Source organism: Curvibacter microcysteis (assembly GCF_028649455.1).
In the GTDB taxonomy this organism is placed as follows: domain Bacteria; phylum Pseudomonadota; class Gammaproteobacteria; order Burkholderiales; family Burkholderiaceae_C; genus Curvibacter; species Curvibacter microcysteis.
Window position 1 is genome coordinate 624,464 of the sequence record NZ_JAQSIO010000002.1, and the last position, 17,863, is coordinate 642,326.

15 protein-coding genes and 2 pseudogenes are annotated in these 17,863 nt (G+C 51.6%); 13 read left to right on the top strand and 4 right to left on the bottom strand.

The annotated features are described in order from the left end of the window. Positions 1-10: 10 nt before the first annotated feature. The 12 genes from PSQ39_RS08080 (at position 11) to PSQ39_RS08135 (ending at position 13,264) form a co-directional block, all read left to right on the top strand. A complete protein-coding gene (locus PSQ39_RS08080) occupies positions 11-646 on the top strand; it encodes a polysaccharide biosynthesis/export family protein (protein ID WP_273926222.1) in 636 nt (211 codons plus the stop codon). A 108-nt stretch (positions 647-754) separates the two neighbouring features. Continuing rightward, positions 755-3,055 carry a GumC family protein gene (locus tag PSQ39_RS08085; RefSeq protein ID WP_273926224.1) on the top strand — a complete coding sequence of 767 codons (2,301 nt, stop codon included), beginning with the start codon at positions 755-757 and terminating at the stop codon, positions 3,053-3,055. 6 nt (positions 3,056-3,061) lie between these two features. Continuing rightward, positions 3,062-3,805, top strand: coding sequence for a tyrosine-protein phosphatase (locus PSQ39_RS08090; protein ID WP_273926225.1), 744 nt, complete (start codon positions 3,062-3,064; stop codon positions 3,803-3,805). Position 3,806: 1 nt separating this feature from the next. After that, the gene (locus PSQ39_RS08095; RefSeq protein ID WP_273926226.1) at positions 3,807-4,340 is read left to right on the top strand and encodes a hypothetical protein; all 534 of its coding nucleotides are present in this window, start codon (positions 3,807-3,809) and stop codon (positions 4,338-4,340) included. 126 nt (positions 4,341-4,466) lie between these two features. Then, positions 4,467-5,921 carry a mannose-1-phosphate guanylyltransferase/mannose-6-phosphate isomerase gene (locus PSQ39_RS08100; protein WP_273926227.1) on the top strand — a complete coding sequence of 485 codons (1,455 nt, stop codon included), beginning with the start codon at positions 4,467-4,469 and terminating at the stop codon, positions 5,919-5,921. A gap of 85 nt (positions 5,922-6,006) precedes the next feature. Then, entirely contained in the window at positions 6,007-7,353 is a 1,347-nt protein-coding gene (locus PSQ39_RS08105; RefSeq protein ID WP_273926228.1) for an undecaprenyl-phosphate glucose phosphotransferase, read from the top strand. Positions 7,354-7,378: 25 nt separating this feature from the next. After that, complete coding sequence (locus PSQ39_RS08110; RefSeq protein WP_273926230.1) at positions 7,379-8,848, top strand: lipopolysaccharide biosynthesis protein; 1,470 nt, start codon at positions 7,379-7,381, stop codon at positions 8,846-8,848. Continuing rightward, positions 8,845-9,690 carry a glycosyltransferase family 2 protein gene (locus PSQ39_RS08115; protein ID WP_273926231.1) on the top strand — a complete coding sequence of 282 codons (846 nt, stop codon included), beginning with the start codon at positions 8,845-8,847 and terminating at the stop codon, positions 9,688-9,690. The genes PSQ39_RS08110 and PSQ39_RS08115 overlap by 4 nt, the downstream gene beginning before the upstream one ends. Positions 9,691-9,755: 65 nt before the next feature. Next, on the top strand, positions 9,756-10,937 hold the full coding sequence (locus PSQ39_RS08120) for an O-antigen ligase family protein (RefSeq protein ID WP_273926232.1): 1,182 nt from the start codon (positions 9,756-9,758) through the stop codon (positions 10,935-10,937). Then, positions 10,938-11,432, top strand: coding sequence for a serine O-acetyltransferase (locus PSQ39_RS08125; RefSeq protein ID WP_273926233.1), 495 nt, complete (start codon positions 10,938-10,940; stop codon positions 11,430-11,432). Next, positions 11,429-12,499 (top strand): glycosyltransferase family 4 protein, encoded by a 1,071-nt coding sequence (locus PSQ39_RS08130; protein WP_273926234.1) that lies wholly within the window; start codon positions 11,429-11,431, stop codon positions 12,497-12,499. Before PSQ39_RS08125 ends, PSQ39_RS08130 begins: the two co-directional genes overlap by 4 nt. A gap of 9 nt (positions 12,500-12,508) precedes the next feature. Further along, a complete protein-coding gene (locus tag PSQ39_RS08135) occupies positions 12,509-13,264 on the top strand; it encodes a WecB/TagA/CpsF family glycosyltransferase (RefSeq protein ID WP_273926235.1) in 756 nt (251 codons plus the stop codon). 617 nt (positions 13,265-13,881) lie between these two features. On the opposite strand, the pseudogene PSQ39_RS08140 reads toward PSQ39_RS08135, so the two are convergent. Further along, positions 13,882-14,133: pseudogene (locus PSQ39_RS08140) on the bottom strand (IS3 family transposase); the annotation flags it as partial. A gap of 52 nt (positions 14,134-14,185) precedes the next feature. After that, positions 14,186-14,713: pseudogene (locus PSQ39_RS08145) on the bottom strand (integrase core domain-containing protein); the annotation flags it as partial. Positions 14,714-14,772: 59 nt separating this feature from the next. Here PSQ39_RS08145 and PSQ39_RS08150 point away from each other — a divergent pair. After that, on the top strand, positions 14,773-15,282 hold the full coding sequence (locus tag PSQ39_RS08150; RefSeq protein WP_273926236.1) for an IS3 family transposase: 510 nt from the start codon (positions 14,773-14,775) through the stop codon (positions 15,280-15,282). Between the two features lie 134 nt (positions 15,283-15,416). On the opposite strand, the gene gmd is transcribed toward PSQ39_RS08150, so the two are convergent. Continuing rightward, a complete protein-coding gene (gene gmd / locus PSQ39_RS08155; protein ID WP_273926237.1) occupies positions 15,417-16,568 on the bottom strand; it encodes a GDP-mannose 4,6-dehydratase in 1,152 nt (383 codons plus the stop codon). 75 nt (positions 16,569-16,643) lie between these two features. Beyond that, on the bottom strand, positions 16,644-17,630 hold the full coding sequence (locus PSQ39_RS08160) for a GDP-L-fucose synthase family protein (protein WP_273926238.1): 987 nt from the start codon (positions 17,628-17,630) through the stop codon (positions 16,644-16,646). Between the last annotated feature and the right edge of the window lie 233 nt (positions 17,631-17,863).

Genomic DNA, 17,863 nt, shown 5'->3' on the forward strand with positions numbered 1-17,863 from the left:
TTGCTGCGTGATGTTGAGACAAACAAAAGCTGGCCGCGCGCCGGTGGTCAAAATCGGAGTGGGGCTGGTTTGCGGCTTGCTGGCGCTGGGCGCTCAGGCCCAATCGGGCTCGGCCCCAGCCCCTGCGGGGGGCGATGCCACTGCTTACCAGCTCACGCCGCAGCAAGCCCGTGTGTCGGCCTTGTCGTCTTACAAGCTGGCCGCGGGTGATGTGATCAGCATCCGCGTGCTGGGTGAGGACGAGTTCACCCGCGAAAAAATCCGCTTGACGGATGCGGGCACGGTCAGCTTTCCGGCCATTGGTGAGATCAAGGTGTTTGGCCGCACCGTGGGCGACCTGGAGGCCATCATCGTGGCGGGCCTGAAGGGTCGCATCTTGGTCAACCCCAAGGTGTCAGTTCAAATTGACGAGTACCGCCCGTTTTACGTGAACGGCATGGTGGAAAAGCCTGGTGGCTACCCCTACCAGCCCGGCTTGACGGTGCGCAAGGCGGCATCGTTGGCGGGTGGCTTCAAAGAGCGGGCCGCGTTGAACAAAATCCATGTCATCCGCGAAGACGATGTCAGCCAAAAGCCGCAAAAAGTGGATTTGAACTCGGTGATTGGCCCCGGTGATATTTTGACGGTGGAAGAAAGCTTTTTCTAAATAAGCCCCACCGCCAGCCCGTTTGACTGAAGCCTGAGTCCCCCTGTTTTGTTAATACAAGCAAGCACCCTTCGGGGTGCTTGTTGATTGAATTGAAGTCTGTCACACATGCCCTTGACCGCCGCCACCAACCCCGCCGAGCCAGCGCACAAGCACAAAAACATCTCGCTGCATGACCCGGAAGACCAGGCCAACCAGCTGGACCTGCTGGAGTACTGGCGCAGCATCACCAAAAGAAAATGGGCCATTCTGGGCTTTGGCTTGTTGGTCGCCCTGCTGGCGGGCGTGGTTGTTTTCGCCTTGACCCCTGTGTACAAGGCCACCACCACGGTGCTGATCGAGTCCAACAAGAACAAAGTGGTGTCGATTGAAGACGTGTACTCGGGCATGTCGCAAAACCGAGAGTACTTTCAGACCCAGGTCGAGATCATCAAGTCGCGCGAGGTGTCCATGCGCGCCATCCAGGCCGCCAAGCTGTGGGACTACCCCGAGTTTGACCCGCGCCTGAAAGAAAAGGGCAAGCTGCAAGAGCTGCAAGAAAAGCTGGGCATCAGCGAGACGGCTGAGCCCAAAGAATGGACCGATGCGGCCTTGGCGGATGCGGTGTACGGTAAGTTCTCTAGGCAACTGAGTATCGAACCCGTGCGCTTGAGCCAGTTGGCTAAGGTCAGTTTTGAGTCCACCAGTCCGGCCTTGTCGGCCCTGGTGGCCAACACGGTGGCCAACACCTACATCGAAAATGACCTGGACGCCCGCTACAAAATGACCAAGCAGGCCAGCGGTTGGCTGCAAGAGCGTTTGTCGTCCTTGAAGAGCAAGCTGGACGAATCTGAGCGTGGCCTGCAAAACTACCGCGAGAAGGCGGGCATTGTGGACGTCAAGGGCACTAGCCAAAGCGGTGCGGGCAAGCAAATTGAAGAAGTGACCCAACGCCTGGTGGAAACCCGCCTGCGCCGGGCTGAGGCGGAGAACGCGTACAACCAAATCAAGTCGGTGGGCAAGAATGGCGACTTCAGCAGCCTGCCGGCTGTGGTGCGCAACAGCAATGTGTCTGACGCGCTTAAGTCACAAGCCGACGCTGAACGCAATATGTCTGAGGTGTCGCAACGCTATGGCTTTGAGCACCCCAAGTACGTGGCCGCAGAAGCGCAACTGAAGAGCGCGCGTGAAAATGTCAAGCGCCAGGTGGACACGGTGGTGGGCAGTGTCACCCGTGAATACGAGGTGGCAGTAGGCACTGAGCGTGCGCTGGAAGGCACACTGAATTCTGCCCGTGGCTCCATCCAAAACCTGAACCGCAAAGAGTTTGAGTTGGGTGTGTTGGAGCGCGAGGCCGATTCGAACCGGCAGATCTACGACATGTTCATGAAGCGGGCCAAAGAGACCAATGTGTCTGGCGACTTGCAAAGCGCTGTGGCCCGTGTGGTGGACACCGCTGTGGTGCCCACCAAGCCCGTGAAACCCCAAAAGGCACAAATGATTGGCATTGCCTTTGTGTTGGGTTTGTTCATTGGCGTGCTGGTGTCTTTGCTGCTGGACCGTCTGGACAACAGCATCAAGACCACGGACGACGTGGAAGCCAAGCTCAAGGCCCCGTTGCTGACCACTTTGCCCCTGCTGGATAAGGGCGACACGGACCGCGTGTCGAGTGCGCGCCTGTTCATCGACAACCCCAGGTCCATCTACTCTGAAGCCGTGCGCACCGCGCGCACCGGCGTGCTGCTGTCGGCCATTGACGTGCCCAACCGCATTTTGCTGGTGACGTCCAGCCTGCCGGGCGAGGGCAAAACCACCTTCTCGATCAACCTGGCCTTGGCGCATGCCCAAACCAAGCGCACTTTGTTGATTGATGCGGACATGCGCCGCCCAGCCATCACCAAGGGTCTGGACCTGGCGCCCAGCGCCAAGGGCTTGTCGAACCTGGTGGCAGGCACCGCCGAGCTGGACGACTGCTTGCAAGCGGTGGAAGGCTCCAGCCTGAGCGTGCTGGGCTCTGGCCCCATCCCGCCCAACCCGCTGGAACTGATGCTGTCGCAAAAGTTCAAGTCCACACTGGACCACTTGGCTACCATTTTTGATGTGATCGTCATCGACTCGCCCCCGGTGGAGTTGGTGAGCGATGCCCTGGTCATCAGCGCGCACGCCACGGGCGTGATCTATGTGGTCAAGGCGGGTGACACCCCTTACCCGTTGGCACGCAAGGGCCTGCAGCGCATTCGTCGGGCCGACGGCGACATCATGGGTGTGGTGCTGAACCGCTTTGACTTTGCCAAGGCCGAGCGCTACCACGGTGAATACTCGGGTTATGGCAAGTACGGCTATGGCAAGGGCGCCTACGCGGGCGGCTACGGCGAGGTGTATGGCAGCGAGCCCGAAGGCCAAACCAAGCCCCAAAAGAAGAAGGCTTAAGCCCGCATGAGCACCGCCCCCGCCCACGGCCTGATTGACCTGCATTGCCACTTTTTGCATGGCGTGGACGACGGTGCCCGCAACTTGCAAGAGGCGCTGGGCCTGGCCCGTGCGGCGGTGGCCGACGGCATCACGGCCAGTGCCATGACGCCGCATTTTCACCCGGGGCGCTACCCCAACCAAAAGTCCGTCATAGCCTTGCATGTGGCCGCGTTTCAGCAAGCGTTGGACGAGCATGGCATTGCACTGAAGGTGCACCTGGGAGGTGAAATGCGCGCCTCAGACGAGTCTTTGGCCCAGTTGATGGACCACGAGGTGCCGTTTTTGGGCGAGGTCAAAGGCCTGAAGATTTTGCTGCTGGAGTTTCCGCACCAGGGCCTGCCAGGCTGGGGTGTGGGCTTTGTGTACCGCCTGCTGGAGATGGGCATTCGCCCCTTGATTGCCCACCCCGAGCGCAACAAGCACGTCATGGCCGATGTGGATCGCATCCAACCGTATTTGGCAGCGGGTTGTTGGCTGCAGGTGACGGGTGGGTCGCTGTTGGGCCAGTTTGGCAAGGCGTCGCAAAAAGCGGCCTGGGCCTTGATGGAGCAAGACGCCGTGGCCGTGGTGGCCAGCGATGCGCACAATTTGGATTCACGCCCGCCACACCTGGCCCAAGCGCGTCAGCTGGTTGCCAGCGAATATGGCGCCAAGCGCGCGGACCGGCTGTTTACCACCACCCCCGCCAGCATTTTGGGATTGGGCTGACATGAAACACCTGCGCCCCCAGTCTTGGTTGCGGATGGGTCTGCTGCTGGCACTGGGTGTGCTGGTGCTGGCGTCGCTGAACACCTTGGTGCCCGCCACCCTGGCCGACCTGGCCACCGCCAAAGCCCGTGCCGAAATTACTCAATGGACGACCAGGGGCACCCGCTTGCCTCTGGCCGACATGGTGAAGTGGCGCGACAGCTTGTCTGAGGGCCTGGCCCACACCCCTGATGACGCTTTGCTGCACAGCCAATTGGGCTTGCTGTTTGGCCATTACGCCGTTCAAGCCCGGGCGGTGCCCGATGTGTCACGCGACTTTTACAGTCAGGCTTATCAGCGCTTTGACCGGGCCCTGATCTTGCGACCCATGTCTGCCGAGTTGGCTTTGAATGCTGCCGTCGCTGCCGAGGGCCGTGGTCAAGTCACCCAAACAAAGCAGACTCGTGATTTGAGTTGCCGTGCCCGCAAGTACACATCTCCCTCGGTGAAACTGCCTGACAGGCTGCGTGCATTGCCAGACGGAGCTTGTTCTTAACAGGCCCACCTGCTTTTTTGTTTAAGGCCTATGGCCTGCTGGTTAGTTGGAGTGTGCATGGCCAAAGAGGCTTTGCTGCTGCTGCTAAATCTTTGTATTGATTCAAGCGCTATTGGAAAGAAAGTAATGACCGTTTTGGTGCAACCCGTCATTTTGTGTGGTGGCTCTGGCAGCCGCTTGTGGCCTTTGTCGCGTGAGCATTACCCCAAGCAGCTGCTGAAGCTGGTGGGCCAACACACGCTCTTACAAGATACGGCGTTGCGGCTGGCTGGAGTGGGGCAGGGCGACGGCGCCACCTTGGTGGCCCCCATACTGGTGGGTAATGATGAGTACCGCTTTTTGCTGGCTGAGCAATTACGCACCGTGGGCGTGAAGCCAGCCGCCCTGGTGCTGGAGCCCATGGGCCGCAACACGGCCCCGGCTTTGACCTTAGGCGCATTGGCCGCACGGGCGGATGGCGCTGACCCCGTCATGGTGGTCATGCCGGCAGATCATGTGATTCAAGACGCTGCAGCCTTTCAAGCTGCAGTGGCTGCGGCTGTGCCGCTGGCCGAGGCTGGCAAGCTGGTGACTTTTGGCATCCAGGCGACGGCGCCTGAAACCGGTTACGGCTACATCCGCCGTGGTGCGGCCCTTGCGGGTAGCACCGGCTTTGCCGTGGCCGAATTTGTCGAGAAGCCCAATGCTGAAACTGCCCAGGCTTACCTGGACAGTGGTGAATTCTTTTGGAACGGCGGCATTTTTGTCATCAAGGCTTCTGTGTGGCTGGCAAAGATGCAGCAACTGCAAGCGGCCATGCACAGCGCCTGTCAAGCCGCGTTTGATGCCCGCCAGGCCGATGCCGACTTTGTGCGCCCTGATAAGGCTGCCTTTGCCACGTCACCGTCCGACTCGATTGACTATGCCGTGATGGAACGCTTGGCCAGCGCCGCGCACAACACGGGTGAAGTTGCAGTGGTGCCCCTGGCGGCCAACTGGTCGGACGTGGGCGCGTGGAGTGCGGTGTGGGACATCAGCCCCAAAAACGAACAAGGTAACGCCCTGGTGGGTGACGCCCTGGCCATCGACACCAAGAACAGCTTGGTCATGGCCCATTCACGCTTGGTGGCTTGCGTGGGCTTGGACGATGTCGTGGTGGTTGAAACGGCAGACGCTGTGCTGGTGGCCAGCAAAGCCCACATCCAAAAGGTGAAAGACGTGGTGACCCAGTTGAAGGCCAAGGGCCGGGCTGAAGCCAGCAGCAGCCGCAAGGTGCACCGCCCCTGGGGTTGGTACGACAGCGTGGACATGGGAGAGCGCTTTCAGGTCAAGCGCATTGTGGTCAAGCCGGGCGCGAGCTTGTCTTTGCAAATGCACCACCACCGTGCTGAACACTGGATTGTGGTGCAGGGTACGGCCCGCGTCACCCGTGGGAGTGAGGTGTATTTGGTGGCGGAGAACCAGTCCACCTACATCCCCCTGGGTGAAAAGCACCGACTGGACAACCCCGGCAAGCTGCCCCTGGAGATGATTGAGGTGCAGTCCGGTACTTATTTGGGTGAAGACGACATCGTGCGATTTGAGGATGTTTATGGCAGGTAGCCAAGACCGCAGTCGCATCACTCTGTAGCGTGAATCAGGTTTTAAGAATAATTTGGATAGGGAGGGATTTTTGGCTACTTTTTCAATGCGCAGCTCTAGCTCGCTCATGCGCTTTGGTGTGCATGTGGTGGACTGGTTTGCTTTTGCTGGGGCAGGTTTGGCCGCCTATGTTTGGCGCTTTGAAGCGGCGGACCTGCCACCCCCGCAAATCTATGCCTTGCTGATTGTGCAGATGGCCACCCTCATGCTGCTGGTGTCATCTGCCATCTACCGCAATTGGCGTGGTGGCAAGTTCAAGGCCATGTTGGGCCGGGTGGGCCTGGCCTGGGCCATCACCTGGGCCCTGTTGATGACCTGGTTGGTGTTGACCAAGAGCAGCGCCGACTTTTCTCGCATTTGGCTGCTGTCTTGGGCAGCGCTTTCTCTTGGAATTTCTTGGGTTGCCCGCCTAGCCTTGTTTTTGACCATGGCTTGGCTGCGTGGCCAGCAAGTCAACCACATGCGTGTTCTGCTGGTAGGGCGGGGCGGGCCAGTGGCGGCCATTCGGCGCCGTGTCAAAACATCCAATTGGACGGGCTATGACCTGGTGGGTGTGGTCGGGGTGGATGACATCAAGGGTCTTCAATATTCACTGGGGCAGTTGGACCCTGATGAAGTTTGGATTTGCCCTTCTGCCAATGACATGAATGCTATTCAGCCTGTGCTGAATGAGCTGAGGCACAGCACTGCCAACATCCGTTTGGTACCCGATATGGGTGCATTTCAACTGGTGAACAACGGTCTTACAGTTGTGTTGGGCATGCCTATGCTGGATATATCCAGCTCACCCATGTCTGGTATTAACCTTGTTTTGAAATGGTTGGAAGACCGGATTGTTGGTTTTTTGATTTTGGTCTTGATCTCACCTGTTTTGCTGGCTGTGGCCTTGGCGGTCAAGTTGACCAGCAAGGGACCAGTTATCTTCAAGCAGGAGCGCCATGGCTGGAATGGCGAGACCATTGAGGTTTATAAATTCAGAAGCATGTATGTGCATGATGAACATACAGGGCAGGTGACCCAGGCTAAAAAAGGTGATTCCCGTATTACCCCTTTAGGTGCCTTTTTGCGCAGCAGCAGTTTGGACGAACTGCCCCAGTTTGTGAATGTGCTGCAAGGGCGAATGAGCATTGTGGGCCCCCGTCCGCATGCAGTGGCCCATAACTTGCAGTACCGAGAATTGATTCCTCGCTATATGCTGCGGCATAAGGTGAAGCCAGGTATTACTGGATGGGCGCAGATCAATGGGTTGAGAGGGGAAACTGACACCGTTGATAAAATGGAGGCTAGAATTCAAGCTGATCTTTATTATATAGAGAATTGGTCGGTTTGGTTTGATGCAAAAATAATTTTCCTGACTGTTTTTAAAGGCTTTTTTAATCGCAATGCATATTAACCTAATAATCAATAGTGGATTTTGAATGATTGGCTTTGCAAGTATACTCTCTGTTCTTCAGAATTTAGTTGCGGCTATTACTGTATTTATACTATATCGATTTTTAATTGATAACGTCGGTGCGGCACAGGTAGGAATATGGTCTATTGTTGTTGCGAGTACAGCAGTCGCTAAGCTTGGTGACCTAGGATTTTCTGGCGGCGTGGTTAATTTTGTTTCGAGGTATTTTTTTAAAGGCCAACGACATGATGCCGCTGTGGTCATCCAAACTGCTCTGCTCACGACAATTTTTCTGACAGGCCTTTTGTTGGTCTGCGCTTATCCTTTATTTAACTATGCACTCCCCTTTTTCATAGTTAAAGAAAGTGATGTCGAGATTGCAAAAAAGATTCTTCCAGTTGCACTGACGAACTTGTGGCTCGGTTCCGCAGTGTCTTGCGTTCAATCTGGATTAGATGCTTGCAATGAAATAATTAAGCGAAATATCGTAGCCATATCTTCAAACCTTGTGCTCCTCGGGGCTTCTTTATTTTTTATTCCAACTGACGGGATACATGGAGCAGCAATCGCTCAGCTAATCCAGACCTTATATCTTCTATTGGTTAGTTGGATTATTTTGAGACGGATTCTATCGTTGCCATGGTTTCCATTTGTTTGGAGTTTCTCTAAGTTTAAGGAAATGTTTTTATTTTCCTTTGCCTTTCAGTTTAATTCCTTGTTGGGTTTGTTTTTTGATCCATTTATAAAGTTAGCACTTAGCAGGTTTGGGGATTTGTCTTCGGTTGCATATTATGAAATGTGTGGCCAATTAATTTCAAAAGTGCGCTCCCTTATTGTGTCGGCCAATCAAGTTTTAACACCCAAGGTTGCCGCAATTTCGGTCGATGATAAGACGGGTCTTGGGGCTTTCTATCAGCAAGTATTTAGCATTCATTGCTATTTCTATCTTCCAATATTTACGGTATTGGTTGCGAGTTTTTATATATTTTCATATTTACTCACGGGTGCCTACAGCGAGCGGTTCATTATTTTTGGAATGATCCTCTCCTTTGGTTGGTTTGTTAATGGGTTTAATATACCCGCATATTTTTTCTACTTGGGGGTAGGGCGCATGCGATGGAATATATTATCCCAGTTGATTAATTCGATATCATGTGTTGTTTTTTGCATGGTTCTAGGGCATTTTTTTGGTGGCTACGGCGTTATTTGCGCCGTGACGGTCTCCCTATTGATGGGAAGTTGGATACCTATTTGGGCATTGCACGTTGATTATTCAATATATTGGAAGCCGCTATTTTTTAACCAGATACTATTTGGTTTTTTGGGGTTCTTAGTAGTTTTTGTTGGGTTGCTTTCTCTGCATGAGTATTTTCATTTGCCCAATAAATTTATATGGATTTTTATTGCGCTGGTATATTCTTTTGTTGGAATCGCATTTTTGGCGGACCAGCGATTTAAATTGTTTTTAATAAATATTTTTCGAGGTGATCGATGAGTTCTAAAACTTATGATTTCTCTGTTATTGTTGCGATTTATAATGGTGTTTCGACAGTGCGTGAGTGTCTGGCTAGTATAGTTTCGCAGGAAAATGTCTCAGTGCAGTTGATTGTTATTGATGGTGCTTCGACCGATGGAACCATTGAGGTGCTTTCTGAGTTTTCTAATGATATAAGTCACTTTGTGAGTGAAAAGGATTCAGGAATATACGACGCTTGGAATAAAGGCTTAAAGGTCATTGATTCTGAATGGGTGATTTTTCTTGGTTGTGATGATTACTTCTGGCGTTCCAATGTGCTTGCTGAAGTACAACCGTTACTTTATTCCTCTTCAAAAGAAATTCCTATTATCTATGGCTCGGTGTGCGTCGTTAATTCACGCAAAGATTATTTGTATAGCATTGGTGCGCCCTGGTCAATTTTAAAGCAGACATTCTACAAAATGATGTGCCTCCCACATCCCGCAACATTTCACCGAAGTACGTTATTTAAAGATGTTGGTTTGTTTGATTCGAGTTTTAAGATAGCAGGTGATTATGATTTTTTATTAAGAGCATTGGGTTCTAAGGATGCGCTGTATATTGGCGGTGAGCCTATTGTAGGTATGCGGCACGGTGGAATGAGTAGTAGCCCTCGAAATGCATTAAAAGGCCTTTCGGAAATTTATATGGCGAGATACAAGAATGGACTGAAGGACTTTAGCCTTCCGCTTTTCCTTTTTAAAATAAGAATATATCTTCGGTATTTTTTGGGCCTGCTATTTAGCCAAAAGTTTTGTAATATCGCGTATGATTTTGGGCGCAAATTGCGTGGCTTGCCACCTTTGTGGACGAAAGTATGATTTATATAAACTATGAGAATAAGCGTATTGCATTATTCTATTCTTGCCTAGGGCTTTTTTTGTTTATGATTTCATATTTTGATGATTTGGAATTATTTGGGCAAAAATTTGGAGTTCTATGGAAGTCCTTTCTGGTGCTATTTTTTTTGACGGATATTATTCTTAGGAAATCCTATATTTGGTCGTTTCAGTTTGTTCTTGGCATTGCATTTGGGGTCAAGTCACTCATATATTTTTATCATAGCTTTGCATATTTTTTATATGATTTTGTTGAGGTTTTTAAATTTTTAAGCTTACCTCTAGCAATTGAATTTTTCCGTTCGAAAACGTTCTCGCCAAAGATGTTTGATGCTTTTCGAACTTTCGTTCCGATATGGATATTGCTTTCTTGTATTCCATTTTTGCTTGGGTTGTCGCCGTATGAGGTTAAGGAATTCCAGTCCTTAGATATCTATGGTTATGATGAGCTTTTTAGTTTTTCTGGTATTTTTAGTAACCCCCACAATGCGGCCGTATCGGTTGCTGTTGCATTGGTTTTTGTGGTTCATTTTGTTTTGAATGAAAAGATTCGACTTTCGATCGGATGCTTGCTTGCTTTTATCGGAATGACAGTTTTGTATAAAACTTATGCACGTACTGGTTGGATCTGTTTTGTAGTTGGGTTAAATGTCTATCTTTTTCTATTTTTTCCTTTTCAAAAGTTTCTTAAATATTTTATGGGCTTAGGTTTAGTAGGTCTATTGGGCTTTCTTGTCGCGTTTGAGACTTCGGATTTATTTAGAATGCGAATCACCGGGACAAATTTGTATGAGCAAGAACAATCATTTAACCAGCTCGGGTCAGGTCGATTTGATTTTTGGCGGCATGCGCTGGAGGGGCCTTTCTCTGAAGGTATTCCCGGATTTTTGTTTGGAATTGGGCTGGGGTATGCTAAGGACTTAATGGAGCAGGCAGTTGGGCTGCATATTTTTTCGCACAACGGATTTCTTGATGCATATCAAACAAGCGGATTAATCGGTTTAATTTTTTATCTATTTTATTGTTTTGCGTTGTATTTATTTGTGCGTGCCAGTCCATCTCGAGACTCCACGAGAATTTTGGCAATATCTATGTTTTTCTTTTTTCTGATACTTCAGTTGTTTCAAGGTGGGGTGTTTTTCTGGTTTAATATTTTGTTTGGGATAATATTTGCCTCTGTTAAGTATCCGAGATCGGATTCTTGCTATCGGCGTGAAATTGGAGGTTAGATGTTTTCTGAATTACGAGCTGATCTAGTTGCGAACCGCGGTAACACCAAGGGACTTCTTGTAGTTGCTTTGTATCGTATCTGTCGTGGAACTTTAGCCCTTCCGCGAATTGTGTCCTTGTTTTTATTGCCTTGTAGAGTATTTTATAAAATTCTCACGAGCTATGTTATGGGTATTGATTTACCACTGGCGGTGAAGGCCGGGCCAGGTCTAAGGATTTATCACGGATTTGGGTTAGTTGTACATCCTTCAGTTGTAATCGGCTCCAATTGTATTCTGCGTCATGGAGTTACAATTGGCGAACGCGCTACGGATGGCAACAATGTCCCCTCAATTCACGACCATGTCGATTTCGGATGCGGCTGCTCCATACTTGGAGATATTGTTATTGGCTGTGGTGTAACAATCGGAGCCAATGCTGTTGTTCTAAGTAGTTTGCCGCCTTATTCAGTAGCGGTTGGTATTCCGGCTAAAGTTGTAGGAATTAAGTCATGACTAAAATTCTAATTACATCTCCATCCCTTGAGGTTAATAAGAACGTTAGTGGTATAGCTGCGCTTGTTCGTCCTTTGGTTTCTACGCGTCCAACAACTTTTTTCCATTTGAATGTTGGCACGCCTGATAGTGCTAAGTCGATAGGCTCAAGGATTTTCTATGCGACTGTATCTATGTCGAAGCTTCTGCGTTTTCGTTTTTCTTCGGGCAGAAAAATATTTCATCTTAATACTTCAGCTGACACGCCTGCAGTAGTTAGGGATTTTTTGCTGTTTTTAATTGCCAAGTTACTTTTTTTAAAAGTGGTTGTTCATTATCACGGTGGAAAATGGTTAACTACTACGCCTGTTCCTTTTTTTATAAGGAAAATGATTTATTTCATGATAAATTATTCTGCGCGTTGTATCGTTCTCGGTCCGCAGGAGTCGCAGCATATTAAGAAAACATTCTCCAGAAGGCCGTTAATTGAGTTGCCTAATTTTGTTGGTGAGGATTACTTTCAATCCACCAAGGCTGTTAATCTGGAAATAGGTGGGGTTAATATTATATTTCTCGGTAGATTTGTTGAAAGTAAATCAGTTGATATAATCCCGGATCTTTGGAGTAAAATAATTTCCCGATATCCGGGTAGTCATTTATTTTTATGTGGTGATGGTCCATTGCGATTAAGTGTGCTGTCGCATTTGGAAGAATTATCTACAGGGGGATGGACTTACTGTGGTGTTGTGCAAGGTCAAGAGAAGATAGCACTTTTGCGAAATGCCGATATATTTATATTGCCATCACGATCTGGGGAGGGTATGCCGATTGCAATGCTGGAGGCAATGGCATCACGCCTTATTCCAGTGGTTACTGACTTGGGTGCAATATCCAGCGTTGTCAATGATGCTGTAAATGGTTTTATTGCACGTCCAGGCGATGTGGATGATTTTTTTGCATGTATGCTTCGCGCGTACGAATCCATGACTTCGTATCCTGATATTTCCGATCATGCCTTTGTTACTGCCAACGACTATAGATTTGATTTGTATCTTGATCGATTGGAACTAATTTATGGGTCTATTTGAGGTGAGGCGATGAAGAAAATTTCTGTTATAGGTATGGGGGTAAGCCCTGTCACGGCTGAGTCTCTTGCAGAACTTGTTTGTAATTGGGTGAAATCTGCTAATTTTGGGCGCTATGTTGTTTTTGCCAATGCACATGTACTTGTTACTGGTAACCAAGCTCCAGATTTTAGCAAGGTACTAGAAGCTGCTGATATCGTGGCACCCGATGGGTTTCCAGTCGCTTGGATGTTAAGGCGATTGGGAAGTCCGAATCAGAGTCGAGTGCCTGGGCCCGATTTTATGAATCTGCTCTTTCGCAGGGCGGAGCAGTTGGGTATAAGTGTATTCTTTTATGGCTCGCATAACTCTACTCTTGATAAGTTGAAGTTGAATTTATGTCGGTCATTTCCTGGCTTGAACATATCAGGTGTTTACTCTCCGCCATTTAGTGCCATCTCTTCTTTAGAGAATAAAAAAATTATTGATCATATTAATTCTCTTGGGCCTGGTATTATTTTTGTTGGCTTGGGGTGTCCTAAGCAGGAATACTGGATGTTTAATAATGCAAATAAATTAAATTCTGTATTGTTGGGTGTTGGTGCCGGTTTTGATTTTCATGCGGGTACATTACGACGTGCTCCTGAATGGATGGGACGTATTGGTATGGAGTGGATTTATCGATTGGTGAGTGAGCCTAAGCGGCTGTTTTTTAGATATTTGGTCACTAATACAGTTTTTGTTTTTAAGGCGGCTGGACAGCTCTTTCGTCGTGATTCATCTCATTGAGATATTGATTTATTTTTTATTTATTATCTGGTTGGGTGGTGCGTTGCAGGGCGGACTTTTTTATTGCTGGTCGATGTCGTCATGCTTGGGTGGATAAATAGAAGGCGACGCTGATCCTGAAAATCATCCAAGGCAAGACCAGAATCGTCGATGCTATCCGGTTTTATGAAAATAACTTTATTGATTGTAGGGCATGGTGATTAATGATAGTGCACTATTAAAATGCACTGCACGGAAAGCTCTTATGACCAATTAGTAATGCGTATGGTTGCGCACGGATTTGGGGTGGGTCTCTGTTGAAGCAACACTGGAGGTATGTGTGGGTGCAGAATTGATAGTGTGATTTCACTAACTAAGTTAAAGTCCCTGCTGAGCCTTGGTGTATTCGGTCGTGCAGGTACTAGTGCGGGTTGAATCCGTTGAGGTTTCCGCTTTGGATCAGGTTATCATGATTGACGGTGCTCTTTAGTCTGCCAGTTGTGGGCCTGCAAACGGCCATTTCTTCAAGTCCGTCGCCAGGGGCGGATCTGCTTTTCAACGCACAGCGTCGCCCAGAACCAAACCTTATATTGACCCAGTGATTTCCTACTCAGGGGGCGGACGATTTCTTGGACTTGTTATATTGCGATTCCGAGAGACTTGCGGTGCTCCCTGGGGCTCATTGATCCCAGTGAGATTTTGATCCGTGCTTCGTTGTACCAGCGGATGTAGGAATCAAGTTCTACAGTGAACTCCTCGATACTCGTATTCATCCAGCTTTTTGCATAGAACAGTTCGTTCTTCAGTCGGCCGAAGAATCCCTCGCAGACTGCATTGTCGGGTGAGCAAGCTTTACGGGACATGGAGCGCGTGAGACGCGCTGTATTGACCCAGAGATTTCCTGCTCAGGGGGGGTGCGTGTCAAGACAGTTGTCGCCTGATTCATGCGCGCCGAGGCGCTTTATCCAGTGCTGATGCCGGCGTTTCGATGGGCTCCGAATCCCGCTCCGGATTGAGCTTGACCACCGCGATGTGATCCCAGTTTCGGGTGTGCCTTGCCCACCTGGCCGGATGGCATTGGCGGGCCTGCTGGTACAGCTCATCGCGGCGCTTCAATATCTCAACGTCCTGCCCACTGTGGCGCTGCGCTGGTGTCACGTATCGAATCCCGCTGTGGCGATGCTCCAGGTTGTACCAATGCACGAACCTCGCCGCCCAGGCCCGCGCGTCATTCAGGTCCGTAAATCCGCTCTTGGGGTATTCCGGTCGGTATTTGGCCGTTCGGAACAGCGCCTCGACAAACGCGTTGTCGTCGCTCACCCGGGGCCGCGAGTAAGACGGTTTGACCCCCAGCCAGTGCAGCATCGCCAGCACCGTCGTGGCTTTCAGCGTGGCGCCGTTATCGCCGTGAAGCACAGGTTTGCTGTCTCTGGCTGCAATCCCTTCGGCCAAGGCCGTGCGCTGCACCAGGCGGGCAGGTGCGCAAGCGCCCGGTGGGCTTCAGGCCCAGAATCCAGGCTCTGCCGTCGGTGGCCAAGGCCCCAGATCAGCGCTGGGCGACGGATTTGTGCCGGGTTTGGGCAGGACGCGATGGATGGGCTTCACTGGCCCTGGTGATCGACTGCTACAGCCGTGAATTGCTGGGCTGGCACCTGAGCCGCAGTGGCCGCTCCAAGACGGCCGAATCGGCCCTGGAGCAAGCACTGATCGCGCGGTATGGCTGCCTAGGCAAGGTGAAACACCCGTTCTTGCTGAGATCTGATAACGGCCTGGTGTTTACCAGCCGGAGCTACACGGCCCTGGTCAAAAGCTATGGCCTGCAGCAAGAGTTCATCACGGCCTACAGCCCCGAGCAGAACGGAATGGTCGAGCGCGTGATTCGCACGCTCAAGGACCAATGCGTGCATCGCCACCGGTTCGAAACCCTGCAACATGCCAGCCGGGTGATTGCAGATTGGATCGGCTGGTACAACCATCGGCGCCCTCACCAGGCATTGAAAATGAAGACCCCCGCTGAGGCTTATGCGTTAGCGGCCTGACCTGTGCAGGAAGTGCTGGGTCAATACAAGCCTTCAGCAGGGATTGGTTCAAGACTGGAATAGATCTGTAAATTGAATAAATAAAAAAGCCGCCAGTCTCAGAAGATCCTGGCGGCTTAGTTATGTTCGGCTAATTATTCGTGGTGGTCAAACGCCTTAAAGCCAGCCATCTTGATCAAGGCATCTTTGCGTGCGGAATCATAGTCTGCTAGGACCATTTCTTTGACCAACTCAGCCAAGGTGATTTTGGGCTTCCATCCCAGCTTGGCGTGGGCATTTGAGGGGTCACCTAGCAGGGTTTCGACTTCTGTTGGGCGATAATATCGTGGATCAACGCGCACAATGGTATCACCCACTTTGCATTTGGCTTTGTCACCAGTGACGGAAGCCACAATGCCAACTTCCGCTTCGCCATCGCCTTCAAAGCGCAATGTCACGCCCAGCTCTGCTGCCGCAAACTCCACAAACTGGCGCACGCTGTACTGCACGCCGGTGGCAATCACAAAGTCCTCGGCTTGCTGTTGTTGCAGCATCAGCCATTGCATTTCCACATAGTCTTTGGCGTGGCCCCAGTCGCGCAGGGCGCTCATATTGCCCAGGTACAGGCAGTCTTGCAGGCCCAGCGCAATGCGGGCAATGGCACGGGTGATTTTGCGGGTGACAAAGGTTTCGCCACGCACAGGGCTTTCGTGGTTGAACAAAATGCCGTTGCAGGCATAAATGCCATAGGCTTCACGGTAGTTCACCGTGATCCAGTAGGCATACAGCTTGGCGACGGCATAAGGGCTGCGCGGGTAGAAGGGGGTGGTTTCCTTTTGCGGGATCTCTTGCACCAAGCCATACAGCTCGCTGGTGCTGGCCTGGTAAAAGCGGGTCTTCTTCTCCAGCTTCAGGATGCGGATGGCTTCCAAAATGCGCAGCGCACCAATGCCGTCGGCATTGGCTGTGTATTCGGGTTCTTCAAAGCTCACAGCGACGTGGCTTTGTGCGGCCAGGTTGTAGATTTCGTCCGGCTGCACTTGTTGGATGATGCGGATCAGGCTGGTCGAATCGGTCAGGTCACCGTGGTGCAAGATGAACTTGCGGCCCGTTTCATGCGGGTCTTGGTACAGGTGGTCAATGCGGTCGGTGTTGAACAAGCTGCTGCGGCGCTTGATACCGTGCACCTCGTAGCCCTTTTCCAGCAGCAGCTCGGCCAGGTAAGACCCGTCTTGCCCGGTCACGCCGGTGATCAGTGCCACTTTGCGGGCGTTGGCGACGGTGGTAGGTTGACCCTGATTGCTCATTTTGGTTTTCTCTCTGATTGAATTTAAAAGTATTCGATGTGTGATGCTGCTGTGATTGCCTGTTGCGGCCGTTGATCAGTCGCGAAACGCGCCTTCGGCCTGGCGCTTCAAAAAGTCTGCATAAGCCAGGCCAATGCCGGCGCGCAGGTCCACCTTGGGGGCCCAGCCCATGCCAGTCAGGCGGCCCACGTCCATCAGCTTGCGCGGTGTTCCGTCGGGTTTGGTGGTGTCCCACACCACCTCACCGGTGTAGCCCACCACCTCACCCACCAGTTGGGTCAGGTCTTTGATGCTCAGGTCATGCCCGCAGCCCACGTTCACAAGCGGCGGGTACACCGACAGCAGACTGTCAAAGCGGTCATTGGGCAAGTCCATGAGGTAGACGCAGGCGTCGGCCATGTCGTCGCTGTATAAGAATTCGCGCAAAGGGGTGCCGGTGCCCCAGGCCGGTACTTGGGCGTCGCCGCGCAGCTTGGCTTCATGGAACTTGCGGATCAGCGCGGGCAATACATGGCTGTTTTGCAGGTTGTAGTTGTCACCGGGGCCGTACAAGTTTGTGGGCATGGCCGCCAAAAAGCGGGTGCCGTACTGGCGGTTGTAGGCCGAGCACATTTCAATGCCCGCAATCTTGGCCAGCGCGTAGGGGCGGTTGGTGGGCTCCAGCGGGCCGGTCAACAGGTGCTCTTCACGCATGGGTTGGGGGCATTCACGCGGGTAGATGCAGCTGGAGCCCAAGAACAGCAAGCGTTCCACGCCATGGCGCCAGGCCGAGTGGATGACGTTGGTTTGGATGGCCAGGTTGTCGCGGATGAACTCTGCTGGGTAGGTGTTGTTGGCCACAATGCCGCCCACTTTGGCGGCGGCCAGGTAGACTTGAGTGGGCTTTTCAGTGGCAAAAAAGGCTTCGACTTGGTCGGGCTGGGTCAGGTCCAGCTCGGCGTGGGTGCGGGCCAGCACGGTTTGGCCCTGGGCCTGCAGCCGTCGCACCAGGGCAGACCCCACCAAGCCCCGGTGGCCTGCCACGTAAACACGCTGTGCTTTTGCTTGTTCTGTAGAACTCATCCCTAGGGTCCCTGACTTGGTTGTTTTACAAAGCTTCTATTATCGCCAAGGTGTGTGCGGTTTTACATACAAACCCTAATATTTGCGCGCTGTCTAACGGTACCGGTGCTTGGCGTTGTGTTCTTGCTCTGACGCACGCGGGGCTCTAACGGTTCCAAGGCCTCTGGGGCAGGGGAGGCGTGTGGACGATGGCCTTGCCTAGCTGATTTTTTTGATGCCTTTTGTCGGTGGTT

Excerpts from the sequence above, each read along its gene's own strand:
- PSQ39_RS08120 (WP_273926232.1), top strand. The coding sequence starts at position 9,756 with ATGATTTCATATTTTGATGATTTGGAATTATTTGGGCAAAAATTTGGA.
- PSQ39_RS08085 (WP_273926224.1), top strand. The coding sequence starts at position 755 with ATGCCCTTGACCGCCGCCACCAACCCCGCCGAGCCAGCGCACAAGCAC.
- PSQ39_RS08105 (WP_273926228.1), top strand. The coding sequence starts at position 6,007 with ATGCGCAGCTCTAGCTCGCTCATGCGCTTTGGTGTGCATGTGGTGGAC.
- PSQ39_RS08080 (WP_273926222.1), top strand. The coding sequence starts at position 11 with ATGTTGAGACAAACAAAAGCTGGCCGCGCGCCGGTGGTCAAAATCGGA.
- PSQ39_RS08095 (WP_273926226.1), top strand. The coding sequence starts at position 3,807 with ATGAAACACCTGCGCCCCCAGTCTTGGTTGCGGATGGGTCTGCTGCTG.
- PSQ39_RS08100 (WP_273926227.1), top strand. The coding sequence starts at position 4,467 with ATGACCGTTTTGGTGCAACCCGTCATTTTGTGTGGTGGCTCTGGCAGC.
- PSQ39_RS08125 (WP_273926233.1), top strand. The coding sequence starts at position 10,938 with ATGTTTTCTGAATTACGAGCTGATCTAGTTGCGAACCGCGGTAACACC.
- PSQ39_RS08110 (WP_273926230.1), top strand. The coding sequence starts at position 7,379 with ATGATTGGCTTTGCAAGTATACTCTCTGTTCTTCAGAATTTAGTTGCG.
- PSQ39_RS08135 (WP_273926235.1), top strand. The coding sequence starts at position 12,509 with ATGAAGAAAATTTCTGTTATAGGTATGGGGGTAAGCCCTGTCACGGCT.
- gmd (WP_273926237.1), bottom strand. The coding sequence starts at position 16,568 with ATGAGCAATCAGGGTCAACCTACCACCGTCGCCAACGCCCGCAAAGTG.
- PSQ39_RS08115 (WP_273926231.1), top strand. The coding sequence starts at position 8,845 with ATGAGTTCTAAAACTTATGATTTCTCTGTTATTGTTGCGATTTATAAT.
- PSQ39_RS08160 (WP_273926238.1), bottom strand. The coding sequence starts at position 17,630 with ATGAGTTCTACAGAACAAGCAAAAGCACAGCGTGTTTACGTGGCAGGC.
- PSQ39_RS08090 (WP_273926225.1), top strand. The coding sequence starts at position 3,062 with ATGAGCACCGCCCCCGCCCACGGCCTGATTGACCTGCATTGCCACTTT.
- PSQ39_RS08130 (WP_273926234.1), top strand. The coding sequence starts at position 11,429 with ATGACTAAAATTCTAATTACATCTCCATCCCTTGAGGTTAATAAGAAC.